Here is a 25,502-nt window from a genome sequence, read left to right on the forward strand (position 1 = left end):
AGGACTAAATGTCGGACGCAATCCCCTCCCGCCTGGGTCAAGCCCAGGCCAACGGCGACGCCTGGGCGCTGTTCAAGCAGAACTACACTGCTGAAACCATCACCAGCTTCGTCGAGAACTACAAGCTGGACGGCCGCGTGTCGGTGCGCAACATCGAGAGCGGCAAGTCCGCCTCGTTCCCGAACGTCGGCACCATCGGCTCCGAGTACCATGTGCCGGGCACCGAGATCAAGGGCCTGGTGGTCGAGCACAACGAGACCATCATCACCCTCGATCCGATGCTGATCTCGCACGCCTTCATCGCCAACATCGACGAAGCGATGAATCACTTCGACGTGCGTTCCGAGTACACCCGTCAGCAGGGTGCGGAGCTGGCACTCAAGCGCATGCAGAACGAGCTGCGCTGCGCGATCCTGGCCGCTCGTACCACCGAAGGCAAGGTCGAAGGCCAGCCGGGTGGTGCCATCATCAAGGCCGCCACGATGGCCTCCGATCCGACCGTGCTGGCCGATGCGTTCCGCAACGCCCGCATGCTGTTCGACGAGAAGCTGCTGCCGGACAACCCGCAGGAGTTCACTGGCGCACTGGCCCCGGCTCAGTGGTATCTGCTGACCGAGAACAAGGACTTGATCGACCGCGACATCAACGCGGAATCGAACGGCTCCTACGGCCAGGCGATCATTTCCTCGGTCGCCCGCATCCCGCTGGTGAAGATCAACGCGATGCCGCGTGTCGATGAGTCGGCCCTGGCTTCGATCCCGGCCAAGTACCGCGGCAACTTCGCGGACACCGTGGGCGTGATCTTCCACCGCTCGGCTGTCGGCACCCTCAAGCTGCTGGACCTGTCCCTGGAGGACGTGTACCAGGGCGAGAAGCAGGGCACCCTGATGCTGGCGAAGTACGCGCTGGGTCACGGCATCCTCGCTCCGCGCGGTGCCATCGAGCTGTCGAAGGCCGCGTAAGTTCCACCGGGACGGGACTCATAGAGTACCCGGTCGTGTAGCTGGCACCGCAGACCTAGATCGTCAAGTCGGCTCCCGTCCCAACTCCAATCTCTCTCCATCTACGGGGGACATCCACACGGGTGTCCCCCGTTTTTTTGCCCCGAATTCATGAACCTCGAACTCACTCCGACCACGGAACTCGAAGCCGTCAACGTGCTGCTCGGTGCTATCGGCGAAGCGCCGATCAGCGACCTCGAAGCGCTCGGCAACCTGTACGCCTCGCAGGCGCGCGACACCCTCCGCGCGGTGAGCCGCGAGGTCCAAACCGCTGGCTGGTGGTTCAACACCAGCGAGTCGTTCACCTTCACGCTCAACGCGGAAGGCAAGGTGCTGCCGCCGCAGTCGATCCTCAAGCTCGTCCCCGCACGCGGAAGCGAGCCGCTGGTGATCCGAGGCACGCGCCTCATCAACCCGCTCACCCTCGCCGACACGTTCTCGTCGGCACCCACCGCCGACTTCGTGACCTGGTTCCTCGCCTACGAGGAGCTGCCCGAGTCGGCCCGCCGCTACATCGCCGTGCGCGCTGCGCGTCTGTTCCAGACGAGCGTGCTGGGTAGCGACCAGCTCTACGTGTTCACCGAGAAGCACGAGGAGGAGGCATACCTCATCTTCGCGCAGGAGCACGCCGACTTCACCTACGCCCGCGGCCACAACTTCCTCAGTGGCTCGACGGACGTGTCTGATATTTGGGACCGCTGATGCCGCTAATCACGGGGGACTATCCCTCGTTCCTGGGAGGCGAGTCGCAGCAGGACGATACCGTCCGCTCGCCGAACCAGCTCACCAAGGCGATCAACGCCTGGCTGCATGCCGCAATGGGCGCTGGCAAGCGTCCGCCCGCCGAGTTCGTTGCTGGCCTTGGCGTCACCCTCGATCACGACTGCGCCTTCCACTCCATCGTCCGCGATGAGAACGAGCGCTACATCGTCGCCGTGGGTCACCGCAGCATCCGCGTGTTCGACCACGAGACCGGCAAGGAATACACCGTCAACGCCACGGGCGACGCGCTCAACTACCTGGACACCCAGGGACAGCGTGCGTGGTCGTGCTTCGCGCTGGCGACGTTCTCCGACACCACCTTCATCGTCAACCGGCTGGTAGACGTGAAGCAGAGCGATGAGCTGTCGCCCGGTTCGCTGTACGGATCGGCGCAAACGATGTCCGACCTGCCGAAGCCCGGTGACAAAGGCTCGGCCGTTGTGCCGACCGGCGCGATCTACAACATTATCGGCTCGTCCGAATCGCAGTTCGACGACTACTACGTCCAGAAGCAGTCCTCCTCGGTCTACCTGGAGGTCGCCCGGCCGGGCATCAAGCACCGCTTCGATGCCAAGACGATGCCGCACATCCTCAAGCGCATCCCCGATCCGGTGCATGCGGACGGCTTTTGGTTCTCCTTCGGTGGACCGGAGTGGACCGCGCGCCTCGCGGGTGACGAGCAAAGCAACCCGTTCCCGTCCATCGACGGCCAGCGCATCCGCGAGGTGTTCAAGCACCGGGACCGCCTGGGCTTCCTGGCCGGGGAGAACGTGCTGATGTCCGAGGTCTCCGATCCGTTCAACCTCTGGCGCACTTCGGTGACCCAGGTGCTCGACGCCGACCCAATCGACGTGAGCGTCAGCGGGTCGAACGGCGTCACCACGCTCTATCACGCAGTCCCGTTCCAGTCGGCCCTGTTCCTTGCCGCTGCGGGCGGCCAGTTCCTTCTGACCGCCGAGCCGTACCTGGCCGCCAAGAACGTCAAGAGCGATCCGGTCAACAGCTACAGCAGCTCGCCGTACATCCGGCCGAAGCTGATGGGCGAGTCGCTGTACTTCACCGAGGACAGCGGCGCATACGCAAGCGTGCGCGAATACTTCATCGACGACCTGTCGGTGACCGGCGACGCCGCCGACGTGACCGCGCATGTGCCCAAGCTGATGCCGGGCCGCATGCGAGCGATGGCGAGCGCAAGTGGTGCTGACTGCGTGTTCTTCGCTCCTGACGAGCCGACCGACGCGCAGCTCTACGTCTACTTCGTCCGCTGGATCGGCGACGAGAAGCAGCAGTCCGCATGGACGCGCTGGTCAATCTCCGGCGTCGGCCGCATCGTTCACATGCACGCCATCAACGACGTGCTGTACGCCGTCGCGGAAGCGCCAGGAGGCGGCTGCGAGCTGCTCAAGTTCCGTATGGTGCTCAACCAGCACGACGCGGATGCCACGGGCGACTACAACTTCCTGCTCGACCGCATGCTGGTGGTGCAGCCCACCTATCAGCAGTTCGGCAACGAGACCTGGATCGACCTGCCCTACATCGTGCCCGATGGCATGACGGTCACCGTCCTCAAGACGGACGATTGGCAAGACCCCGGCGCGTACCTGGACATCACCAAGGCGCGCTGGGACAACGCCCGCACCCGCCTCGCGCTCCCCGGTAACCACACCGAGGGCCGCGTGGTCGTCGGCATGGACTACGAGCACCGACTCACCCTGACCAAGCCCATCGTTCGCGGTGGGCAGAACCAGGCCGTGCTGGTGGGCCGCACGCAGGTGCGTGACATCGAGGTCGCCTACAAGGACGGTGCGTACTTCGAGCTGGAGGTCGAGCAGCACGGCAACGGCCGAGTCGAGACCTACGTGGCGTCGCATTCCGGTGCATACACCGCGCGCGTCCTCAACGACTCGGTGTTCCGCACCAGCGCCCCGACGTTCCACTCCGGCTCTCGCCGGTTCCCCGTGCTGGGCGACGCCAACAGCGTCCGCATGCACCTCGTCAACCGCCTGCCGTTCCAGTGCTGGTTCCAGTCAGCACAGTGGCGCGGCATGTTCGTCTCCCGCAGCCGAGTATGACCCTGACCTATCGAAGCCCCACCGCCAGCGACATCCTCCACGTCGCCGAGAACATGCGGCAGGAGGACATCCTGGAGGTGGCGGCTTCGCATGGTCACACCCCGCTCCAGGCGCTCGCATACGCAGTTACCGCGAGCGACCGCAGTTTCGCCGCGATGCACGACGGTTCTCCCGTGTGCATCTTCGGCTTCACCCAGCACGCCGAGGGTATCGCCTCGGTTTGGCTGCTGGGCACCGACGCCCTGGTGGCTCCCTCGTTCCGCCGCACGTTCCTCCGAGAAGCTCGGCGGATCAGCGACGAGTGGGCGGCCACCTTCGGCACCATCTTCAACTTCGTCGATGTCCACGCCGTCACCACGCGGCGATGGCTCGGCTGGCTTGGATTCCGCGAGAGCGGCGTCGAGTCCGCCTACGGCTTCGCCAAGACACCCTTCGTCCGAGTAACCAAGACCCCATGTGCAACCCCGTAGCAGTCCAGGTCGGTATCGCCGCAGTCAGCGCGATGGCGACCATGTACGGCCAGAATCAGAACAACAAGGCCATCGAGGAAGCCGCGGAGCGTCAGCAGGAGCAGATCAACGACCAGGCCGCCGAGCGCACCCAACAGCGCATGGAGGAGGCCCGCGCACTGCGATCCGCGATGCGCGCCTCCGCAGCAGAAGCGGCAGTGTCCGGCAACTCGGTCGAGCTGCTGGCGAACGACATCATGGCCCAGGCTGGCCGTGACGTGGCCCTCATCGAGAAGAACCGCAGGAACGGAGTCGTCGAAAGCGGCTCCGAAGCACGCGCTCGTATCCGCACCGGCAATGCCGAGGCGCTGGGCGGCGTGATGCAGTCAGGCGCGAACGCCTACAGCAACATCCAAACCTACAAGCGCTATTCCATTCCCGGAGACGAGTAACCCGTGGCTCGCACGAAACCCCAAGAGATCATCCGCCGCGCGCAGGTGCCGCAGCGTCTCGCCGAGCGCCCCGTTCTGGCGGTGCAGGCTGACCAGGCGTCCTCCGCTGGTGCCGGTGCCCTCTCTCGCACCGCCGCTGCGGTGCTGACGCGCGTCTCGGATTCCGTCAACTCGCAGATGATCTCCAACAGCCGCGAGCAGTACACCGCCGCGGCGACCCAACGTATGCAGGAGGACGCCGAGGGTACGCCCCGGCAGGCCGAGGACTTCGTTGCCCAGCAGTCGGAGTCATGGCGTCGCGGCTACCTCAAGGCTGACGGCATCATCCGCGTCCGCGACTGGCAGATCGAAGCGGCCAAGGAGATCGCCAAGGCCGAACCCGGCACCGACATCGAGCCGCTCATCAAGGAGCGGATGGCGGCGCTGACGCAGAACCCCGAGTTCCAAGACCCGCAGGTCCGCAAGGCCCTGATGCCGGTCGCTATGCGCGCCGCGCAGCAGGTCCGCCAGCAGTGGCAGGCCGACTCGATGCGGGAAATGCTGGTGCGGCAGAAGGAGTCGCTGACCGCGATCATCCGCGACGGCATCAAGGGCGGCACGTTCCTCACCTCCGAGGGCATGAACGGCCTGTACGCGATGCTGGATCAGGAGGAGTACGCCTACCTCAACAAGCGCGACGTGGACGAACTCTACGTCGAGGCCGCCAAGGAGGAGCTGGCTGCGGGAAACCGTGATCCTCAGTCGATCCTGGCGTTCCTGGAGCAGGACCGCGGCGACGGCCAGCCCGGCTTGATGAACACCGAGCACGGCGACGAGCTGCGCGCGGCGGCTGCCGCAGGTGCCCGCGTAATCGCACACCGCGAGGACGAGGCACGCAAGCAGGCGATGGCCGAGGCCGAGTGGACGCTCCAGGGCCTCGCGGATCGCGGCCAGCTCACCCACAAGACCATCGACACCTGGGCCAGCAAGTTCGGCCTGAGCGGCGGCGACCTCCAGTCCTTCAAGCGCTACTGGAACAACCAGCAGGAGCAGACGCTTCGCCGCTGGGAGCAGGAAGCGAAGGAGCGCGCCCGAGAGGAGCGCATCCGCAAGCTGGTAGCCGGGGGCAATCCCTACGAGATCAGCGACGCCGACCTCAAGAAGCAGGCCGGTAAGGAGTGGGAGGAGACCCCGCAGGCTGCACGCGGCCAGGTGCTCCAGAAGTGGGCACGACAGGGCATCGTCATCCCCCAGCTCGAACGCATCCTCAAGCGCGCTGACCCCGCGTTCCAGGAGAACTTCCAGAACGCCGCGACGCTGTACGAACAGCTCCGCAAGGTCTCGCCCAAGTACGCCGATACGGTCGCTGGCGGCGAGGCTGCCGCAATGCTGGACCAGTACCTCTACGACACCCGGCGAAGTGGTCAGTCCCACCAGGAGGCCGCTCGCGTCCTGACGCAACCGAAGCGCGAAGTCGAGGAGGCCCGCTCGGTCATCAACGACACCTGGAAGTCCGGCATCAAGGACTACCTGGAGATCGACGGCAAGCCGCGCGACCCGCGTGAGCTGCACCGCATCCGCCAGGAAGCCGAGCGCATCGCCTCTCGTGGCGGCGTGTCCGGCGAAGCTGCCATCCGTGCGGCGGTCGGTCAGATCGACGCCCAGCGCACGACCGTCAACGGCCGTCGCGTGCCGAACATCGGCATGCCGCAGGGTGCCGAGCCAGCGGTAGACGAGCTGATCCAGACGGTCGCGCGTAAGCTCGGCCGCGACCCGGATGAGCTGTCGGCCCTACCGAATCCCCGCAATCCGGGGCAGTGGCAGATCGTCGGCCCCGACAACTGGCTGATCCCTGACCCGGACACCGGCCGCGCCATCGGTTTCGATCCGCGTGCCATCGCGGCACAGCACCAGCGCTGGAAGGGAGACCTTGCGGAATCCCAGGCGCGTCGTCGGGTCGAGCAGCGCACCACCTGGGCGGACCAGTCCCGGAACATCCGCGACCTGCGCTCGCAGTCGGCGACCACGGAAATCCCCGCGACCATCGCCAAGCGCGACGCTAGCGCCGCCGAGGCTCCCGCCTTCGAGCTGCCCAAGTTCGACCTCACCAAGCCGCTGGTTCCCAACGCGGGCACCAAGCAAACCACCACCACCCCGGCAGTCCCCGAGGACTTCCTGGAGTACCTGACGAGGAAGTAAGACCGCATGTTTGAATCCCTACCCGGCGCAGACGAGAACATCGTCAAGCCGGCAACCCAGCAGCCCATCGTGCAAGCCGTGCGCGAGCGCAAGGAGCAGCGAGAGGCCGCGCAGCGCCGGAAGGATCAGACGACCGTATGGGACGGATGGGGCGCTGCCCAGGCAAAGGGCGGCATCGGCTTCATCGACCGCTTCATCACCGAGCTGGGCTACGAGCCGCAGCAGGGCTATCGCATTCCCGCAGACGCGCGCAAGCGCTGGGAGTCGATGGGCCTGCGCCCGGAGCAGTGGGAGCTGTTCGGCCGGGCCACTTCCGACGAGCACCTCTCCTATCTGGAATCCGTGGCCTTCATGAATCAGATGGCGGACGACGACCTCGCGCAGTTTGGCCTGGGCGGACAGATCGCCCTCGGCTTCACCGACCCGGTGGCAACCGGCCTCGATCTCGCCACGGGCGGCCTGGGGTACGCAGCCAAGGCCGGACGCCTCGCCAACGCGGTGCGCTCCGGTCTACAGGCTGCGGGCACCTCCGCGCTGATGTCGGCCGCAACCTCCACCTACGACCCCGAGCAGACGCTCGCGGATGGCGTGCAGAGCGCCGCCCTGTCGTTCGCGTTCGGTGGTGCCCTCGGCGCTCGCCGGGGTGCCCTGTTCGATGGCGAGGTCAAGCCTGACGTGGTGAAGCGGCTGGCTGGTGACGACTCGCTGTCGGCCGCCCGCGTTGCTGGCACCGCCACCACCGACCCGACGCCAGGCGTCCTCCCGCTGCGCAACGAGACCGCATTCGAGCAGGAGTTCACCGACAAGGCGCTGGTCAACGCGCACATCACGCCCCACTTCGCCACCGTCCGCCGCGACCTTGCTGCCCGCATGGGTAGCGCCAAGTCGCCGCTGGTGCGCGAGGCGGGCCGTCTGCTGTTCCGCGATGGTGTCGGGTACACCGATCGCTCCGTCGCGGTCCAGGAGTCCACCAGCGAGTTCGCCAAGCGCCACCTGGCCGTCATGGAGACGGAATGGCGGAGCGGAGTGAACGCCGCGTGGGACGCCTACAAGCAACGGACGGGCACGCATTGGTGGAACTTCTCCGAGCGCGCCAAGTTCAACGAGGAGGTCGGCCGTGCCGTGCGCGGTGCGCCGGACGTGTCACCGGAAGCCGCCAAGGCTGCCGGAAGCGTCGCCAAGGCGATGCGGGATGCGCTCAAGCTGGCGCAGGACAGCAACCTCGACGGCTTCGCCAACGTGGCGCAGAACGGCAACTACCTGCCGCGCTATTGGAGCGGCAAGGGCTTCAAGCGCCTGTTCGGCGAAATGCAGCTCCACCAGGACGACGTGATCGACCAGCTCATCAAGCCCGCCATGCGTCGCGCATGGGAGGCCGCCGCCGACGAAGGCGACGAGATCGACGACGAGCTGCTCGGGGCGGTTGCACGCTCCTACCTCAAGCGCGCTCAGGCGAACTTCGAGGGCGACGGGATGGACCTGCTGGTCCGCCCGCTGGACAGCGATTCGGTCGAGGAGATCGGCAACATGCTGACCGAGGCGGGCGTCTCGCCCGTGCGGTCGCAAGAGCTGCTGTCTAAGCTGGAGCGCAAGACCTACGAGTCGGGCAAGCTCGACCGCGCGAAGAAGCGCATCGACCTCGACGAGACCTACTCCACCACCATCCGCAACGAGGCTGGCGAGGACGTGCAGGTCTCGATGGCCGACCTGTTCGACAACGACGTGGACTCGGTGATGACCCGCTACATGCGCGAGATCACCGGCTGGTCGGCGCTATCGTCGAAGGCTGGCATCAAGAACCGAGCACAGCTGGACCGCTTCGTGTCGAAGCTCAAGAGCGACGCCCGCAAGTCCGGCGACGACGTGAAGGACATCGAGCGCCTGATCGACATCGGCCTCAAGTCCACCTTCGGCCGCAGCACCGAACTTGATCCCGCCAGCCGTGGCGCACGCTACGCGCGGTTCCTGCGCAACTGGAACTTCGCCCGCGTCATGAACCAGGTCGGCTTCTCGCTGTTCGCCGAGCTTGGCCCGACCATCGCGCATGCCGGTCTCCGCAACTTCTGGAACTCCGTGGGTGCCGCCCGCGACTTCCTGGTGCGCGGCGCTGACGGCAAGCTGTCCTCGCAGGAGGCGCGCGTGATGGAGCGGCTGTTCGCACCCGGCACCGACTGGCTGCGCAACCCGCCGTTCCTGCGCCTGGACGAGGACGCGCTCGTGCCGCAGACGTTCAACGTTAAGCACGGCGAGAAGATCGACAACGCGATGAACATGGCGACGCACGTCACCTCGGTCGCATCCGGCATGGCCCCGATCAACACGATGCTCCAACGCATCGCTGGTCGCGCCACGCTGCTGCGGCTGCTGGACATGGCTAACGCCAAGAAGCTGTCGGACGCCGAAGTGGCCCGCCTGCGCACCTGGGGCCTCGACGAGAAGGCCCAGGCCGACGTGTTCGGCTACCTCAAAGGCAAGCGGCAGATCGAGCAGATCGACCCGGACAAGCTGCCGTTCCAGACGCGCGAGCGCATGGGGGCATTCCTGTTCCGCGTGACGCGACACCAGGTTCTCGAAGGTGACGCCTCGGACAGCATCGAGCTGATGCACTCCACCACCGGCCGCATCGTCACGCAGTTCCGCAGCTTCATGGTCAACAGCTACACCCGCCACTTCCTGAACTCGGTCCACCACTACGACGACTGGCGCACCTACGCGATGGTCGTGCTGTCCACCTCGGCAGCAGGGATGGGCTGGGCGGCTCGCACGTACATCAACACCGCTGGCAACCCCGAGCAGCGGAAGAAGCAGCTCACGCAGGCGAACTTCTACAAGAACGCTGTCGCGCAATCGAGCTGGTCGAACGTCATCCCCGCGGTCACCGACGCCGTGTGGGCGGACGCCTTGGGCAATGACCCGGTGTTCGCCAACAACCGCTCGACCGGCCTGGAGAATGGCGTGATGGGCATCCCGTCCATCGACCTGTTCAACAAGGTCTACGGCAGCACGCGGATGATCGGTTCGGCCATCCGCGACGACGAGGAGATCACCGAGAAGCAGATGCGCGACTTCTGGAAGATTTGGTGGTTCAACAACATGACGGGCGTCCGCAACATCGCGGATCAAGCCCTACAGCAGTTCCCCGACCGAAAGGACGGGACTGATCGACCGTAACCAGGAGGCCCTTCGGGGCCTCCACCTTTTTGAGGACGCATGATCGAACTATCGCGCGGCCTTTCCTTCGTGCTCTACACCTACGAGGGAGGCCCTACGCGGTTCACCGTGCCGTTCCCGTACATCGCCCGTGAGCACATCCGGGCGTTCGTCGGTGAACCGGACGCGGCCCGCGCTGTCTCCGTGTCGTGGGTGGACGCCAGCACCATCGAGATTCCGTCGCAGGATGGCGTGCTCGACGCACCCTACACTGTGACCATCCGGCGATTCACGCCGATTGACGCCCTCCTGGTCAACTACAAGGAAGGCGCAAACCTCCCGGCGCGCGACTTGTCCAAGTCGTTCCGCCAACTGCTGTACGCGCACCAGGAACTCGCCGAGTTCGGTGGCGGCAGCGGCCTCCCCGGTGGCGGCCCCGGTAACCCCGGTGGCAACCCGGACCTCAATGCAATCATCGAGCAGCTCCTCCGCTCGCCAGCACTGCAAGACCTGCTGACCCGCATCGACCTCATCGACGTGAACGCCGAGGCGATCCTGGAGGAGATCATGCGCTCGCACGAGTTCTTCGACGTGCAGCGCGACTACGGCGACAAGATCAGCACGGCCACCCATGAGATCGGGCTGCTGACCGAAGGCAACAAGGTCATCGCGCAGCAGATCATCGACCTGTTCGCGCGGGTGGACTACGGCGAGCAGAGTAACCAAGCACGGTTCCTGGAGGTCAATCGCGCCATCGCCGACGAGCACTCTGCGCGCGTCGAGGCGATCACCGAGCTGCAAGGCCAGGTGGTCGAGAACGGCAAGACAATCTCCGCAGCGCTCAACCAGCGCATCGACGAGGTGGAGAGCACCACCGAAGCGGCGCGCGCGGCCACCGAGCAGCGCCTCGGCGCAGAGATCGAGGACAGCGCGGCGCAGGTCCGCACCGCAGTCATGGCCGAGGTTGACGCCACCAAGGCCCGCGTGTCCGACGTTGAGACGGCAGTGGTTCGCCACGGCGAGAACATCGCTGGCCTGGCCGAGACCACGGAAGCCCTGACGGATGCCGAGGGTGCCAACACGGCATTCCGGCAGCAGATGGCGGCGAGCTACGGCGCGAACGTTCCGCAGGGGATCGCCAATGAGATCGACGGCCAGGTGTCGGCGGTCTCGGCTGCCTTCGAGCAGCGCATCGACACCGAAGCGTCCGCACGCGAAGCCCTGGCGTCGCAGGTATCCACGCTGGAGACCAGCACCGCGCCGACGATCTTCTCGGACGCGCAGCCCTCCCCGCCCGCTGGCGGCTTCAAGGTTCCGACCTTTTGGGTCAAGACCGGGCAGACCGGCGCGTACCTGACGCAGATTTGGGATGGCACCGGCTGGCGCAAGGCCGACCTGGCTGTCACCTCTCCGACCGGCGCGCTGGTGCAGCAGCTCAACACCACCAAGATCACCGCCGAGCAGGCACAGGCCATCGCGGCCACGCAGGTCCAGGCGTTCAAGGACGGCGACTTCGCCACCATCCGGCAGGAGTTCAATGTGGTCGCCGGGCAGCACTCCGGCATGTACGGTCAGTGGCAGGCCAACTACTCGGTCAAGATCAACGCGGGCACCATCAACGGCGTCCCCGTGGTCGCCGGTATCGCCCTCTCCGCGAACCCGCAGACCGGCAGCGACTTCATCGTGACCGCGGATCGCTTCGCCTTCGTCCACCCGCAGTACACCTCGGGCGGCACCCTGGCGAGCATCAAGTATCCGTTCGTGATCGGTACGGTCGGCGGCCAGTCCACCGTGGGTATCCAGGGTGCGCTGGTGGTGGACGGGACGATCACTGCGGACAAGATCAGGGTGAACTCCCTGGCCGCACTCACGGCGAACGCGGGCACGATCAACGGCGGTACGTTCAAGACCCACACTCTCGACGGCAACGGCAACATCGTCAACGCTGCCGAGTTCCGCGTGGAAATCTCCAACCTCGGCGACTGGCCCCTGTGGGTTGGCTCCGGCGCGAAGAACGCCAACAACGCGGTGTTCTACGTGGACCGCAACGGCGGCGCGTTCTTCCGAGGCCGCGTCAATGCCCCCAACATCGTGGGGCAGTTCCAGTCGGCGACCGGCGTGTGGTGGACCGGGGCAACGAGCCTCTGCTACCAGGCGGGTAACAATTTCATTCCGCTCGGCGATTGGGTGGCGATCCACGAGTTCTGGCTTGGCGCTCCGGTGCTGGCTGGTGAGGGTCATACGCCTTCCGTGTCGGTGACCGTGACCGCGAACACGCGCGTCTACGGGCTGCACGTCATCTTGGAGGAGCTGCGCGACTCCGTGTGGGTCGTCATCGCCTCGCACGAGCCGCCGATGTACCGCGCGTTGATTCAGCAGATGGGCGGCGACGGCAACACCTTCACCGCGTCCAACTTCTACACCTACGAGCAGTCGGTGACGCTCTCGGCGTCCGGCGCATGGACAGGCGGTGCCCGCGCATTCCGCGTGCGGTGTCGCGCATCCAGCCCGCCTCCGCAGGTCCACGGCTACGACGCCCCGGCCTACCCGAACTACCTCATCACGTCGATTGGCGGCTTCGCCTTCGGCATCCGATAACCCTCAGAGAGAACCCAAGCACCGCATGAGCACTACCCCCGGCTACGTCTCCAACGCCGAGCTGGCCTCGCGCCTCTCAACGCTGGTAGACCGCTGGAACCGGCGCGAGAATCAGATGATCGCGCTGCTGACTCAGGAGGAAGGCACCGTCGTCGTGACGGACGGCCTGGGCAACAACCACACCCTCCCCTCGTTCCCGCAGCTCCAGAAGGACGTGGCCGGGCTGACCGACGAGCTGACCGGCTCGGTCGTGCAGGTACGCGACCTGGTGTCCGTGGCAACCGGCATGGCGAACGCAGCGGCCGAGTCTGCCAGTGAAGCCCTGGGCTTCTCCGACGCCGCCGAGGCGTCCGCCGTGCGGGCTGCGGAATCTGCTGCCAGCATCGAGGACGACGTTATCGCCTCGGCCGAAGCGGCGGCTACCGCTGTCGCAAAGGCTGGCGAAGCAAGCGCATCGGCGTCTGCGGCGGCAACCAAGGCAGCCGAGGCCGGTGCTTCGGCCGTTGATGCCGCAGCATCCTCGCAGGCAGCGTCGGCCTCTGCCGCCTCGGCCGGTGACTCGATGTCGCAGGCTCGGGCGGCGGCGAACGCTGCTGACGCTTCGCGCGCCGCTTCGGCGGCCGTGCTGGTGGAAATGACGGACCTGGCAGACCTGGTGGAGGCAGACGCGCAGTCGGCCGCCGCCTCCAAGACCGCCGCAGCTGGCAGCGCAACCGCTGCTGCCGCCTCGGTGACCAGCGCAACCTCCCAGGCCAACCGGGCGGAAGCCCAGGCGTCCATCGCCACCACCAAGGCCAGCGAAGCGGCTGGTTCGGCGGTAACCGCGGCCGGCCATGCCTCCGCAGCGTCCGGCTCGGCGTCGGCCGCCTCCACCTCAGCGCAGACCGCATCGTCGGCCAAGACCGCTGCCGAGGCTGCCCGCGACAAGGCGAACCTGTACGCGAACGCTCCCCAGGGCACCGAGGTTTCGCCGGGCGAGTTCTCGGCGAAGCATTGGGCCGCCCAGGCTCAGTCTGCGGCTACCGGCTCCCTGGTCTACATGGGGTCGTGGGACGCGAGCACCGGGGCATTCCCGGCGAATCCCGTGAAAGGTCACTTCTACAAGGTCGTCGGCGAAGGCACCGTGGGGGACATCCACTGGCGAGTCGGCGATCAGGCGCTCTACGGCGTCGCCTGGGAGAAGATCGACAACACCGATCAGGTCACCAGCGTCGCTGGAAAACAGGGCGACGTGACCCTCGTGGCTGGCGACATCGGCGGGCTGGGCGCGCTGGCGACCCGCAACGACGTGGACTTCAACACGCACGTCACCGGCAAGCCGACGACCTACCCGCCGAGCACCCACACGCACACCAAGGCGCAGGTCGGCCTCGACAAGGTGGACAACACCGCCGACCTCGACAAGCCGATCAGCACCGCGACGCAGACGGCGCTCGACGGCAAGGCCGCGGCGTCGCACTCGCACACCATCGCAAACGTGACCGGCCTCCAGGCTGCGCTCGACGGCAAGGCCGCGGCGCCGCACTCGCACGCCATCCCAAACGTCACGGGCCTGCAAGCAGCGCTGGACGCGAAGGCGAACCTGTCCGGGGCGAACTTCACCGGACCTGTCGGCGTTGGTTCTGCGGGAGACGGTAACGACCTACTCACGTTCAACAGCGAACGCTCGTGGTCGTTTAAGCAGGTGGGAACCGCCGCTGAGACCGTTCTCCAGCTGTATGACAACACTGGTGCCAAGAGGTTCCAGATCGCAGCGGCTCAGACCAACAACGTGATCGAGATCGACCCGGCCAAGGCCGCGATCAAGATCAACGGCAACGCCGTTTGGCACTCGGGCACCTTCAACCCCGCCAGCAAGGCCGACGCGAGCCACACGCACACCATCGCCAACGTCACGGGCCTCCAGGCCGCACTCGACGGCAAGGCGAGCCTGGGCGGCGCTACCTTCACCGGACAGGTCACTTTGGCCTACGCCGCGCCTCTGCGGTTGACCGGCATGGGCGCAGCGGGAACCGTGTACATCCACGGAACGAACGGCGCTGGCGATGACGTTTGCTCGATTGCCCGCGGGAACGCGAACAGCTGGTACAACCTGTTCTGGAATGGCGCTGCGAATATCGCGGGCCGCCTGACGGCTGGCGATCAGATTTACCTCAACGCGGGCTGGTTCCGTTCCCAGCAATCCGGCACCGGCTGGTACTCCGAGCCGCATGGCGGAGGCTGGTTCATGCAAGACAACATGTACATCCGCAGCTACGGCAGCAAGCGTGTGTTGATCTCGTCTGGCGGCGGTGCGGACGGCGACCTCCGCCTGGAAAGCACCTCCCCGACCATTACCTTCTACGACACCGATCACGGAACGACTCACTGGCTCCACTGTAACGACAACAACCTGGGCTTCCTCGCGTCTAACAGTTTCGCCTGGGCCTGCTTCCGCAACAATAACAACGACTGGCAGTGTCAGAGCAACAGCATTTCCTACGCTTCGGACGCCCGTCTCAAGGAGAACATCGCGCCCATCGCGCGCTCCGCAGTGGACGACTTCTTCACGAAGTTCCGCGTGCGGGAGTTCGACTGGAACGACGAACGGATCAATGAGCTGAACCCCGGCTTCACCTACTCGGCAAAGCATGAGTACGGCGCAATTGCGCAGGAGGTCGAGGAGGTGCTGCCGTACATGGTCTACGAGTCCGAGCACAACGGGATCAAGACGATCCTATGGGACAAGGCCGTGCCGTTTCTGATCGCTGAAGTGCAAGCGCTTCGCAAGGAAGTCGCCGAGCTGCGGGGAGGTGCCTAATGGCCCTCCCCGGCTCCGGCCCGATCTCCTGGGAAATGATCCGCGCCGAGTTCGGTGGCGGCTACCCGATCTACGCGCACCAGTATTACCGGGGCGCTGGATTGGTGCCCGACGTTCCTGCCAACTACGGCGTACCCACGAGCGGCCCGCTCTACGCCTCGCAGTTCTACAACGCGGTCAAGGCGACGCCGTTCCAAGCGTCGTTGTCGCCGAGCTGGCTGATGGGGAGCTGGCCGCAGAACACCAGCGGCACGATCAGCAGATCGTTCACCGTGAGCTGTTCGGGCGGCACCGGCAACTACTCGGTGATCTCTCGCACGGTGGACGGTGGCGCTTCGATCTCCGGCAACGGCCTCGGCGGAACCGTGACCGCCTCTGGCCGCAACACTAGCCGTATGGGCACTTTCACCGTAGTCGTCACCGATGGCGTCACGCAGATCACTTTGAGCGGCAGCTACGAGTACAGCTTCGGCACTCCGCTCTAACGCCCTCACCACCTACAGGAGACCTAATGCACGATGAAGTGAAGCTGGTCGGCGCTCTCGCGGGCGTCGGCCTCATCGTGGGCATCGCAAAGATGCTCACGTCGAACGACCCGATCACCTGGAAGCAGGCGCTCGGCCGCGCAATCCTCTCTGGCGCTACCTGCCTTGCCGCTGGTGCCATCGTCATTTTCATCCCCGGCGTCTCCTTCGTCGCCCAGGTCGCGCTCGCGTGCATCCTGGCGTCGCTCGGCACGTCCGCGCTGGAGACCGTACTGAACCGCGTCGTCAACAAGTGACCGCCCCCAAGGATGCCTTGGAGCGACTGCACGCCGCAGTCGCGGACAAGCTCGCCGACACCATCGACTCGATGGAGTCGGACGCGAAGGGCCTGGCCTCGATCCTCAACGTGGCCCGGCAGTTTCTCAAGGACAACGGCATCGACGTTGCGGCCACGCCGCCCGGCTCACCGCTGGGCAAGCTGGCCGACAAGGTGTCCGAGTTCCCGTTCGATCCCGCTGAGGATGGGCGGCTGAACTGATGGAGGGCATGACGAGCCTCCACGTTCGTCACCCTTTCGAGGACTTCCGCAACTTCGCCTGGTACGTCTGGAAGGAGCTGGGGCTACCAAGCCCCACTCCGATCCAGTACGACATCTGCGAGTTCCTGAAAACCGGCCCGCGCCGTCGCGTCATCATGGCGTACCGCGGCGTCGGCAAGTCCTGGGTGACGGCCGCCTACGTCTGCTGGCTCCTCTGGAAAGACCCCCAGCACAAGATCATGGTTGTCTCGGCATCGAAGGAACGCGCTGATGCGTTCTCGGTGTTCGTCAAGCGCCTGATCGAAACCCTGCCTGAGCTGCAACACCTGCGCCCGCGTCCCGACCAGCGCAACTCGAACCTGGCGTTCGATGTCGGCCCCGCGCAGCCCGATCAGTCGCCCTCGGTGAAGTCGGTCGGCATCAACGGCCAGCTCACCGGCTCCCGCGCCGACACCATCATCGCGGACGACATCGAAGTCCCGAAGAACTCCATGACCGTCGTGCAGCGCGAGAAGCTCGCCGAGCTGGTCAAGGAGTTCGATGCGGTGCTCAAGCCGGGCGGCGAGATCATCTACCTCGGCACTCCGCAGACCGAGGAGTCGCTCTACAACAAGCTGCCCGAGCGCGGCTACGTCATCCGCATCTGGCCTGCGCGCTACCCGAAGGACGCCAAGCACCGCCAGGTGTACGGCGACCGGCTCGCACCGATGATCGCTGATGCGTTCGACGCAAACCCCAAGCTCGCCTGGAAGAACTGCGAGAGCGTCCGCTTCTCCGATGAGGACTTGATGGAGCGCGAGGCGTCCTACGGACGCTCCGGCTTCATGCTCCAGTTCATGCTCGATGCGTCGCTGTCCGACGCCGAGAAGTACCCGCTCAAGCTGTCCGACCTGATCGTGATGGACGTGGACCGCGAGGTCGCTCCGATCCGCGTGGTCTACAGCAGCGGCCCGGAGTACATCGTCAGCGACATCCCGTCCGTGGGCTTCACTGGCGACCGCCTGTACCGGCCCATGTACCTCGCCTCGGAAATGGAGGAGTTCACCGGCAAGGTGCTCGCCATCGACCCATCGGGCCGAGGCGGCGACGAAACCGGCTACGCGGTCGTCGGCATGCTTCGGGGCATGCTCTACGCACGCCGCGCTGGTGCGACCAAGGGCGGCTACGACGACGACACGCTGGAGACCCTGGCGCACATCGCACGCGCCGAGAAGGTATCCGCAGTCCTCATTGAGGCCAACTTCGGCGACGGCATGTTCGCCAAGATGCTCTCCGGTGTCCTGGCGCGCGTGTACCCGTGCTCCATCGAGGAGGTGAAGCACTACGGCACCTCGAAGGAGAACCGAATCATCGACGTGCTGGAGCCGGTGCTGAACCAGCATCGCCTGGTGGTCGATGCCTCGATCATCCGCGCCGATCAGAAGTCCGAACAGAAGTACCAGCTGTTCTACCAGCTGACGCGCATCACGCGCGACCGCGGCGCACTGCGCCACGACGACCGCCTCGAAGCGCTGGCGATGGCCGTGAAGTATTGGGCCGACCAGCTCTCCCGAGACGTGTCCAAGGAGGAGCAGCGCTACCTGGAGGAGCTGCTCGACCGCGAGTACGCCTCCTTCATCCAGTCCGTGACCGGCCGCGTGCCGTCACCCGACAACTACCTCGACATCCTGTAGGAGACCCAATGTCCAACACGCTCGCTGCGTGGCTGATGGCGCTCGCCGCCGCTGCCCTGCTGTACCTGTTCCTGCGCCGCAAGAACGACGACGACAACGACGGCCCGAGCGCACCCGCGCCGGTAACGCCGTGCGACTGCAACCACGCTCCCTGCTGCCACACCCAGGGCGGCCAGTCGAACCCCTACGCCCCGGTGTGAGCCAGGCTGTCCAGCTCGCGCGCCCTCTGACGATGAAGTCGGAGGGTCTGCGCCTGGTGGCCTACCTGTGCCCCGCAGACAAGTGGACCATCGGCTACGGCCACACCGGCAGTGACGTGAAGCCTGGCCTCCGCATCACCGAGGAACGCGCTGTGGAGCTGCTGGAGGCTGACCTCTCCAAGGCCGCTACGGTCGTCCGTCGATACGTGCGCGTGCCCCTCAGCGCGCCGCAGGAAGCCGCCCTGATCGACTTCGTGTTCAACCTCGGCGAGGGCAACTTCGCCAGCTCCACCCTGCTCCGCGTGCTCAACGCGGGCGACTACGCGGCGGTGCCCGCACAGCTCCGCCGATGGACCAAGGGTCGCGTCAAGGGCGTGCTGACGGACCTGCCCGGCCTCATCGACCGCCGCGAGGCGGAAGTCAAACTCTGGAACTCCAAGTGACCATCAAGACCATCTACAACCGCGCCAGCGAGCGCCTGGTGCGCGCCTACGAGCGCGCTAAGGGGTACGTAGCGCTGCGCATTGCCCTCGCCTCGCAATGGCTCCTGGAGCGCCTGCGCGAGACCTCCCGTCGCACCTACACCGGCTGGCTGTTCGTCGCCGTGTTCCTGGCGCTTCCCTACGTCGTCCTCGGCGGCCTGTGGGAGCACCTGCGGAATGCCGCGGAGCGCCTGTGGGATGACGTGAACGACATCGAGTGGGCTGCGTTCACCCCGAGCTACTGGCGGGAGCACATCAAGCAGTGACCACGCTGGCCTTTGACGGCCGGCTCGTTGCTATCGACTCGCAGGTCACCGCTGGTGATCTGCGGTACGAGGAGGAGAAGTTCTACCGCACCACCGACACCACCGGGCGCGACCTGGTGGTGTTCGGCGCGGGCACCACTTCCCACATCCAGCGAGCCGTGCGCGAGCTGTCGGAGGGATTCGACGAACTGACCAAGGGCGAGTACACGATCCTCGTGGTCGGCCTGCGGGACAACCCGGTGGCCTTCTACCACGACGGTCTCCCTCTCGACCTCCGGCGCGACTTCCTCGTCGCCGGTAGTGGTGGTGCGATTGCCCTGGCCGCCATGAAGGCAGGCCACAACGCGACCGAAGCAGTCCTCATGGCCTGCTCGACGGACCTCTACAGCGGTCCTCCGGTGCAGACCTACGACACGGTTACAAAGCGTTTCCTAAAACGCCGGACCTGAACTACTGGCGCATGGACGCGCCTAAACAGGAATGCCGATTTGGCGAGTCCTATCAAGGGCGCTCATGAGTTCTTTGATGCGGTACGGCTTCGGGAGAAAGGTCGCCCACTGGTGAGCGTCAGGGAGCTGCGGGTTCGGCACCCCGGACGCGAACATGTAGGGAATTCGGTGCGACAGCAGGTAATCGGCGACGGACATTGATGCTCCGTCCTGCGTCTGGATGTCTAAGATCGCCGCGTGAAATGCTTTCGCCTCTATGCGGTCGAATGCATCGGCAGCGGAGGCGACCACATCGACCTCGTAACCCTGCATCGCCAGGATTTCCTTCAACATCCCTGAGAGGTCAGGATCATCTTCCATGACCAACAACGAGCCGAGCCGACCCTGGCTGTATGCATCCGTAGCCATCGCGCGTTCTCCCACGCCTACGTTCCCCAAACGGTTCGTACCGTACACGACGGCCAGTTAAAAGACAGGAAACGACTCTACCTGAAAGTGAACAGTTCAGCTATCACGCCAATTCTTCATCCTTGAACCACCACATTACAGCCAAGACGACAAACCAAACGATCAGCGGGACGCCAATCGTGAATTCCACGAGTAGGCCTCTCATGTGCTCGTGCTGCGCGGCCTCAGTCAGTGCAGAATCCAGAATTGGCACCGCATCGGCCACCACGCTGTACGCGGTCGTGTCATCGTTTATGACCTCGCGGGTACGTTCGACCAGCTCCCGTGCTGCTCGAAGCTTCGCGTGCTGATATGCGGCGGGCACTCCAGCACAGACCAGCGAGAGGACAGTGACCAGCGCCGCCAAGCGAATGAGGAGGGTATTGAGCGATGCCATAGATGCTCGTTGTAATGTCTATGCCAACCGCTAAGTTTATTCGACCACGGAGCACTGGGAGGGCTTGACAAGGGTGCTATCATAGTAAGACCTAAGTATTACTCTAGCAGGACTATAGAGTTCTATTCATTGGTATTCACCATCAAGTAGAGCTACAGTTCTCCTATGCACTCCTGGGGTGTTCCTCTGTCCTCCTTGGGTGCCACTGCGGCGGACTAGACCTCCGTCCCATCCTTGATGACCCATAGCACCACGCCCGCACCAATCCAAGCGAGCGCCGGGATGCCCAAAGCGAGCTGGAGAAACAGGTTGCGGGAATTGCGGTTGCTGATGAGGTCATTCGTCGCGGCGTCAAACGTCCGCACCGCCTCATCAACCAACACCTGCGGCGAGGCGTCGTTCTCGATGATCTGCTCGTTCCAGGAACGCAACTCCTCAGCGCTCCTTACGCCGGTCTGAAAGTACGCGGCAGGGAGTCCTGCGAGCACTAAGGCCAGGACGGTGATCGCGGTAGCGGTTCTTATCGTGTATCGGCGGGCGTACATAACGTCTCCTCGAAGTGACAGAGGTGGTCGAAAGGTTTGCGGCAAATTTCCGAAGGAGTATCCAACTACTTGGAACGGCGCGATCACCCCCCGTAGGGGGTCGCCCCCTGTAGCGTAAGGCACGATGCGCCCCCTTCGCGTCACCTGCGGCGTCACCACCTCGGCTAACCTACTGATTCCAAAGGTGAACCACCGGATTAGGTATCCAGTGCCTAGGCATTCCCATGCGATACCTGGGCAACCTGCGGACATCCGCGCTCAAACGTTCGCGCCTCTGTCTGTCCCTATCTGTCTTTTTGCCCTGACCGCCACGCGTCCACCTCGGCACCACCTCGGCACACCTGCCTACCACCTCGGCGCACCCTGCCCCAGCCTATGCCCACCTGCCGCCCACCACGGCCAGCCAATGCGCCGCCACGGCCCACGCAAGGCCCGCCACGGGCATCCCTACCGCCCCGCCTATAGAAGCTCCCCACGCGCGCGCTAGGCGCTCCCTGCGACCATCCAAAAATCGTTGCCATCGGGGTATTGACCGCCATGCAGGGATTGATCTAATCTATACCCGTCGCCAGCAACACGGCGGCAGCGGAAAAGGCGGCGACAGACGTGCGACCGATGGATCGACAGCACCTAGAGCTTATCCCGCCAGCACTGAGGACTAGCCCCAAAGGCCCCTAAGCGCACCGCAGGTAACGTCCGGCTCAACCATCCCACTACCGGGAGTGATTGACAAACCGGGAACAAACGGGCATAATGCCCACCATCGAACAACGGCCGCAGGGTGCGGTCGGGACAGTAGGAAAGGGGCAGGCAGGAGCGCCGCCCACGGCAGAACGCGGGGAGCTGGGAACACTAGCCGCGCCGGGAAGTGTAAGGGCCGATGAAGGCCGCCACGGATACCGGGTCACCGCCAGAAAGAGCGGGGCCATCTGTACGGGATTCCTAGGCGAGCTGGAGGCGCTCCCGGAAGCTGGCGACGGTCAGATTCCATGCCTTACAAGCATGAGTCTGACCGCCAAAGCGTCCCTACCGTTGTGATGGGGCGTTTTGGTGGTCCGATTCACTGGAGAGCAACCCATGACGATGATCCCGTTTGATATGACCGCCCGCGACTACTACGTGGCCGGTTGCATCCGCCGCGGCATCCGCGAGCACCGCGCCCGACTCAACGAGCGGGAGCGCCAGGCGAACAAGAACCGCACCCAAGTTGCGCCTTGTCCATCCCCCGTTGTCATCTGATCCCCTTTTGTCAATTCGGTTTTCCACACCCCGCCGACGTGTGACGGCGGGTCTTTTTTGGAGCTACCATGAGCGACAACAACCCGATGGAGGACTTGCAGATGCGCAAGCTCGCCGCCGAGATTCGCAAGATCAACCGCGAAAGCGAAAAGCTGATGACGGAGACCCGCTGGTATCCGCTCGCGGTCGCTACGGCGCTGGTCACGGCCATCATCACGATCACCAAGCTGTTCCTGTAACAGCACACCGCCAAATCCACCCGAAGCCGCCGCAAGGCGGCTTTTTTGTTGCCCGGAGAAAGCCATGAACAAAATTCCTTCCGCCCTGATCGCCGCCGCTCTGCATGTGGCCCCCAAGAATGACGTTCGCTTCTACTTGAATGGCGTGCTGATTGAGTCGCACGCCGATGGTGCGATCATCGTTGCTACAGACGGCCACCGCATGCTGGTGGTGCGCACCAGTCTGCCGTGGGATCTCGGCAAGATCATCGTGCCGCGCGATGCGTGCGAGCTGATCGCCAAGATGAAGGGCGACGTCGATTTCAGCGCTGTGGGCGACGCGAAGAGGTTCAAGGCGGATCGCGGCTGCCAGGCCATCGAGTTTGCCGCCATTGACGGCACCTACCCGGACTGGCGAGCTGTCGTATCCAAGCCGAACGAGTTGAAGCCATCTGGCTTTGATCCGTCTGTCCTCGAAGGCGTGGTGAAGGCCGCCGGGGTGCTCCGCAAGGCGTTCGGCGGCAAGGCCACTTCGCTGATCCCGGTGACTGGCGGCGATGTGACGGCAATGTTCGCCGTAGGCGGCATCACCGATGCCTACATCAGGAGCGCCGCTTTCGTCGTCATGCCGATGCGCGATTCGGCTTACCCGGAAGCACTGTGCAGCGACGCGCTCCGCGCTTAACCCGAACCCATCAGCCGCCGCAAGGCGGCTTTTTTGTTGCCCGGAGAAAGCCATGAACCTCGACAACTACGCCCCCGCGAGCGCGAAGCGCATAGCCGTGGCGCTGGTGGATGCCGCCCTCGCCGCTGGTTACTCGCTCGGCGTCTACGACGGCGAAGAAACCACGGTTCGGCACAGCCGCGACCGGCAAGAAGTGTTGGAGGCCCTCGCCTCTACCGACCACGATCACCTGCGGTTCTACCGCCCGGACGCGACAAAGGCGGGGTTTGTGCTCCTGATTTGGGAGAACGGGGACGACGCCGCGAGCGACTGGAGCGACAACGACGAGACCAACGCGCTGGTGATGCCGGTGCTGCGCGGGCTGGGGGTGCTGTGATGGAACTGCGCACCTACGGAACCCGCAACGTGTTCCTGGCACAGCCGGGGCGCTATCACGAACAACTGGCGGCGACCGCGATGACGCCGCAGCAAGCCGAGGAGTTCGCCACCGTGGTCAACCGCGCAATCAGGGATACCGACTTCGACCCCATCGACCTCGCGCAGCTGGCGAGTGGGTGGACGTGGCCCGAGCCGAGCAGCACTGCGCCGCTGGGCATTGAGGACTCGCAATTCCTTGTCGAGGTGGCGCGCATGCTGCACCGCCTCTGGCAGGAGGTCGGCGAGCAGTGGAGCGGCGTGTGGGCCTACGACATCGCCGACCCGCTGGGAGGATGGCTGTCGAGGAACGGCATCGACCACGAGACCGCCGATGGTGTGGCGCGCGCCGAGCAGCAGGCCCGCGCATGGATCGCCGAGGGCATGGGAGCAGCGCGATGAGCTACCGCGAGGAGGACATCATGTTCGAGACCGAAAAGGCGTGGGTGCTGCGCAAGGGACCGAACCATTTTGAGGTCTACAAAATCGGCCTCACCCACTCGACACGCCACGGCATTTTTCACAACATCCCCGGCGCGCTGGATCGCGCCATTGAGCACGCAAAGGGCCTGTCGCAATGAGCAACGACAACGAGCTGGCTGTACCTGCCGGTGACAAGCTGGTCACCCTGGGCGACCGATCGGTCTCCTACGGTCCCCGCCAAGCGTTCGATGGAAGCGTCGAGCCTTGCGCACCGATGGCCGCGCAGTTTTGGGGCGTCTATCGCTGGGCCGGTAAGGACCGCTGGTGGTGGATTGCCGACGTGGCCGACGAGGACACCGCCCGCGCAGTGGCCGCCGCCTACCTGCTGAACGTCAAGCCCGATTGGGCGCACTGACCGACAACCACCGCTGATCCCGAGGCCCGCCTAGTGCGGGCCTTCGCATTTCTGGAGCACACCATGCAAATCTACGTTGCCTGCCTTGCCTCATATAACGCTGGCGTCCTGCACGGCGAGTGGATCGACTTGGAGGGACGCGACGCCGACGACGTGCGCGATGAGATTGCCCGCATCCTGCGCGAGTCGCCGCACCCGAACGTGACCGTTGATTGCCCGGATTGCGGCGGTACTGGAACCACATACGTCCCCCGAGTATTCGGCGGGGCGGAATGCACGGCGTGTGGCGGAAGCGGCAAGGTCGCCAGCGCCGAGGAGTGGGCCGTCCACGACTACGACGACGTGTTCGGGGATACCTGGGGCGAGCACCCCGACCTGGACAAGCTGTGCGCATTGCAAGAGCGGCTGGACGAGTTGCACAACGACACCGAACGCGCCGCCTACACGGCCTTCTGCGACCACGAGGGCCTCGACGATGTGACCGTGGAGCAGTTCCGCGAAGCCTACGTGGGCCAGTTCGATAGCTGGGCCGACTTTGCCGAGAACTATGTGGACGAATCGGGGCTTCTTCACGGCGTGCCCGACGCCCTCTCCCGCTACTTCGACTACGAGAGCTATGGCCGCGACATTCGGCTCAACGGTGACGCGTTTGAGGTGAGCGGCTTCTACTTCTGGAGCCGCTAACGCCGCTTCCGCAAGACCCTGCGCCAATACAGGTATGTGCGATGCGCCGGCACCGAGCTAGTCCACACCCATACGACTAGGTGAAGGGCCGTAATGGCGACTTCTACGCGGGGGTCAATCATCAAATGGTCCTTGGGGTCGGGAGTGGCGATCACGCCCTTCAGCCCTAATCATAAGGCCAATCTCGATATTTGGCACTCATTGTTCCATTTGTAGCACTTGCATAACAGGAGACTTACATATGCGTAACGCAGATTTCACCGCAAACTCGACCCTGGTGATCGTCAACGTGGCCCTCCGCGTCCACCAGTTCGGCCCGTTCTTGGTATTCGAGCGGGAGGTTTTGGTCCTGCATGAACGGACCTACGAGGTGCCCGAATGATTCGGACCATCAATTTCGACCATAACGAGAAGCGCGGCGCTCTCCGCGCGATGCTCGGCCTACTCAACGAGCGCGTCCAGTTCTCGGTCGTCCCCGAG

29 protein-coding genes are annotated in these 25,502 nt (G+C 64.9%); 26 read left to right on the forward strand and 3 right to left on the reverse strand.

Features of this window, described 5'->3' with window-relative positions; genetic code table 11:
- The first annotated feature begins 8 nt into the window (after positions 1–8).
- The 17 genes from A7X97_RS01125 to A7X97_RS01205 all read left to right on the forward strand — a co-directional run bounded on the left by A7X97_RS01125 (position 9) and on the right by A7X97_RS01205 (position 19,555).
- Entirely contained in the window at positions 9–962 is a 954-nt protein-coding gene (locus A7X97_RS01125) for a major capsid protein (RefSeq protein ID WP_111007468.1), read from the forward strand.
- Between the two features lie 150 nt (positions 963–1,112).
- Positions 1,113–1,703, forward strand: coding sequence for a hypothetical protein (locus tag A7X97_RS01130; RefSeq protein WP_005412402.1), 591 nt, complete (start codon positions 1,113–1,115; stop codon positions 1,701–1,703).
- Entirely contained in the window at positions 1,703–3,835 is a 2,133-nt protein-coding gene (locus tag A7X97_RS01135) for a phage nozzle protein (RefSeq protein ID WP_111007469.1), read from the forward strand. Before A7X97_RS01130 ends, A7X97_RS01135 begins: the two co-directional genes overlap by 1 nt.
- On the forward strand, positions 3,832–4,305 hold the full coding sequence (locus A7X97_RS01140) for a hypothetical protein (RefSeq protein WP_049434065.1): 474 nt from the start codon (positions 3,832–3,834) through the stop codon (positions 4,303–4,305). The genes A7X97_RS01135 and A7X97_RS01140 overlap by 4 nt, the downstream gene beginning before the upstream one ends.
- Positions 4,306–4,337: 32 nt before the next feature.
- Positions 4,338–4,736, forward strand: a complete 399-nt coding sequence (locus tag A7X97_RS01145) for a virion core protein, T7 gp14 family (protein WP_049397861.1) — start codon at positions 4,338–4,340, stop codon at positions 4,734–4,736.
- A gap of 3 nt (positions 4,737–4,739) precedes the next feature.
- Positions 4,740–6,914: a hypothetical protein gene (locus A7X97_RS01150; protein WP_111007470.1), complete on the forward strand. Its 2,175-nt coding sequence runs from the start codon at positions 4,740–4,742 to the stop codon at positions 6,912–6,914.
- Between the two features lie 6 nt (positions 6,915–6,920).
- Positions 6,921–10,085 (forward strand): hypothetical protein, encoded by a 3,165-nt coding sequence (locus A7X97_RS01155; protein ID WP_111007471.1) that lies wholly within the window; start codon positions 6,921–6,923, stop codon positions 10,083–10,085.
- Between the two features lie 39 nt (positions 10,086–10,124).
- Positions 10,125–12,662, forward strand: coding sequence for a phage tail fiber domain-containing protein (locus A7X97_RS01160; protein WP_111007472.1), 2,538 nt, complete (start codon positions 10,125–10,127; stop codon positions 12,660–12,662).
- Between the two features lie 25 nt (positions 12,663–12,687).
- Positions 12,688–15,462 (forward strand): tail fiber domain-containing protein, encoded by a 2,775-nt coding sequence (locus A7X97_RS01165; RefSeq protein ID WP_146260222.1) that lies wholly within the window; start codon positions 12,688–12,690, stop codon positions 15,460–15,462.
- A complete protein-coding gene (locus A7X97_RS01170) occupies positions 15,462–15,947 on the forward strand; it encodes a hypothetical protein (RefSeq protein ID WP_111007474.1) in 486 nt (161 codons plus the stop codon). Before A7X97_RS01165 ends, A7X97_RS01170 begins: the two co-directional genes overlap by 1 nt.
- 26 nt (positions 15,948–15,973) lie before the next feature.
- The gene (locus A7X97_RS01175; RefSeq protein WP_111007475.1) at positions 15,974–16,243 is read left to right on the forward strand and encodes a phage holin family protein; all 270 of its coding nucleotides are present in this window, start codon (positions 15,974–15,976) and stop codon (positions 16,241–16,243) included.
- Positions 16,240–16,485, forward strand: coding sequence for a hypothetical protein (locus tag A7X97_RS01180; protein ID WP_032961803.1), 246 nt, complete (start codon positions 16,240–16,242; stop codon positions 16,483–16,485). Before A7X97_RS01175 ends, A7X97_RS01180 begins: the two co-directional genes overlap by 4 nt.
- Positions 16,485–18,158 (forward strand): phage terminase large subunit, encoded by a 1,674-nt coding sequence (gene terL / locus A7X97_RS01185; RefSeq protein WP_111007476.1) that lies wholly within the window; start codon positions 16,485–16,487, stop codon positions 18,156–18,158. The genes A7X97_RS01180 and terL overlap by 1 nt, the downstream gene beginning before the upstream one ends.
- An 8-nt stretch (positions 18,159–18,166) precedes the next feature.
- On the forward strand, positions 18,167–18,358 hold the full coding sequence (locus A7X97_RS01190) for an LPXTG cell wall anchor domain-containing protein (RefSeq protein ID WP_049434054.1): 192 nt from the start codon (positions 18,167–18,169) through the stop codon (positions 18,356–18,358).
- 32 nt (positions 18,359–18,390) lie between these two features.
- Entirely contained in the window at positions 18,391–18,801 is a 411-nt protein-coding gene (locus A7X97_RS01195) for a lysozyme (RefSeq protein ID WP_219627573.1), read from the forward strand.
- On the forward strand, positions 18,798–19,106 hold the full coding sequence (locus A7X97_RS01200; protein ID WP_049447208.1) for a hypothetical protein: 309 nt from the start codon (positions 18,798–18,800) through the stop codon (positions 19,104–19,106). Before A7X97_RS01195 ends, A7X97_RS01200 begins: the two co-directional genes overlap by 4 nt.
- Positions 19,103–19,555, forward strand: coding sequence for a hypothetical protein (locus A7X97_RS01205; protein WP_005412387.1), 453 nt, complete (start codon positions 19,103–19,105; stop codon positions 19,553–19,555). The genes A7X97_RS01200 and A7X97_RS01205 overlap by 4 nt, the downstream gene beginning before the upstream one ends.
- A 21-nt stretch (positions 19,556–19,576) precedes the next feature.
- On the opposite strand, the gene A7X97_RS01210 is transcribed toward A7X97_RS01205, so the two are convergent.
- From A7X97_RS01210 to A7X97_RS01220, 3 genes are all read right to left on the reverse strand, one after another.
- Positions 19,577–19,963: a response regulator gene (locus A7X97_RS01210; RefSeq protein ID WP_005409127.1), complete on the reverse strand. Its 387-nt coding sequence runs from the start codon at positions 19,961–19,963 to the stop codon at positions 19,577–19,579.
- A gap of 103 nt (positions 19,964–20,066) precedes the next feature.
- Positions 20,067–20,399: a hypothetical protein gene (locus A7X97_RS01215; protein ID WP_032961798.1), complete on the reverse strand. Its 333-nt coding sequence runs from the start codon at positions 20,397–20,399 to the stop codon at positions 20,067–20,069.
- Positions 20,400–20,614: 215 nt separating this feature from the next.
- Positions 20,615–20,944, reverse strand: coding sequence for a hypothetical protein (locus A7X97_RS01220; protein WP_032961796.1), 330 nt, complete (start codon positions 20,942–20,944; stop codon positions 20,615–20,617).
- A gap of 1,077 nt (positions 20,945–22,021) precedes the next feature.
- Here A7X97_RS01220 and A7X97_RS21840 point away from each other — a divergent pair.
- The 9 genes from A7X97_RS21840 (at position 22,022) to A7X97_RS21850 (ending at position 25,404) form a co-directional block, all read left to right on the forward strand.
- Complete coding sequence (locus tag A7X97_RS21840) at positions 22,022–22,183, forward strand: hypothetical protein (RefSeq protein WP_155029018.1); 162 nt, start codon at positions 22,022–22,024, stop codon at positions 22,181–22,183.
- 68 nt (positions 22,184–22,251) lie between these two features.
- Positions 22,252–22,422 carry a hypothetical protein gene (locus A7X97_RS21845; RefSeq protein WP_181503416.1) on the forward strand — a complete coding sequence of 57 codons (171 nt, stop codon included), beginning with the start codon at positions 22,252–22,254 and terminating at the stop codon, positions 22,420–22,422.
- Positions 22,423–22,486: 64 nt separating this feature from the next.
- A complete protein-coding gene (locus A7X97_RS01225) occupies positions 22,487–23,086 on the forward strand; it encodes a DNA polymerase III subunit beta family protein (protein WP_111007477.1) in 600 nt (199 codons plus the stop codon).
- A 52-nt stretch (positions 23,087–23,138) separates the two neighbouring features.
- On the forward strand, positions 23,139–23,462 hold the full coding sequence (locus tag A7X97_RS01230) for a hypothetical protein (protein ID WP_111007478.1): 324 nt from the start codon (positions 23,139–23,141) through the stop codon (positions 23,460–23,462).
- Complete coding sequence (locus tag A7X97_RS01235) at positions 23,462–23,902, forward strand: hypothetical protein (RefSeq protein ID WP_111007479.1); 441 nt, start codon at positions 23,462–23,464, stop codon at positions 23,900–23,902. Before A7X97_RS01230 ends, A7X97_RS01235 begins: the two co-directional genes overlap by 1 nt.
- Positions 23,899–24,081 carry a hypothetical protein gene (locus A7X97_RS01240; protein ID WP_049397876.1) on the forward strand — a complete coding sequence of 61 codons (183 nt, stop codon included), beginning with the start codon at positions 23,899–23,901 and terminating at the stop codon, positions 24,079–24,081. Before A7X97_RS01235 ends, A7X97_RS01240 begins: the two co-directional genes overlap by 4 nt.
- On the forward strand, positions 24,078–24,338 hold the full coding sequence (locus tag A7X97_RS01245) for a hypothetical protein (protein ID WP_111007480.1): 261 nt from the start codon (positions 24,078–24,080) through the stop codon (positions 24,336–24,338). The genes A7X97_RS01240 and A7X97_RS01245 overlap by 4 nt, the downstream gene beginning before the upstream one ends.
- A gap of 63 nt (positions 24,339–24,401) precedes the next feature.
- Positions 24,402–25,022: an antirestriction protein ArdA gene (locus tag A7X97_RS01250; RefSeq protein ID WP_111007481.1), complete on the forward strand. Its 621-nt coding sequence runs from the start codon at positions 24,402–24,404 to the stop codon at positions 25,020–25,022.
- Between the two features lie 241 nt (positions 25,023–25,263).
- Positions 25,264–25,404, forward strand: a complete 141-nt coding sequence (locus tag A7X97_RS21850) for a hypothetical protein (protein WP_005412379.1) — start codon at positions 25,264–25,266, stop codon at positions 25,402–25,404.
- The last annotated feature ends 98 nt before the right edge of the window (positions 25,405–25,502 follow it).

Origin of the sequence: Stenotrophomonas sepilia, assembly GCF_003244875.1 — a bacterium.
GTDB classification, from domain to species: domain Bacteria; phylum Pseudomonadota; class Gammaproteobacteria; order Xanthomonadales; family Xanthomonadaceae; genus Stenotrophomonas; species Stenotrophomonas sepilia.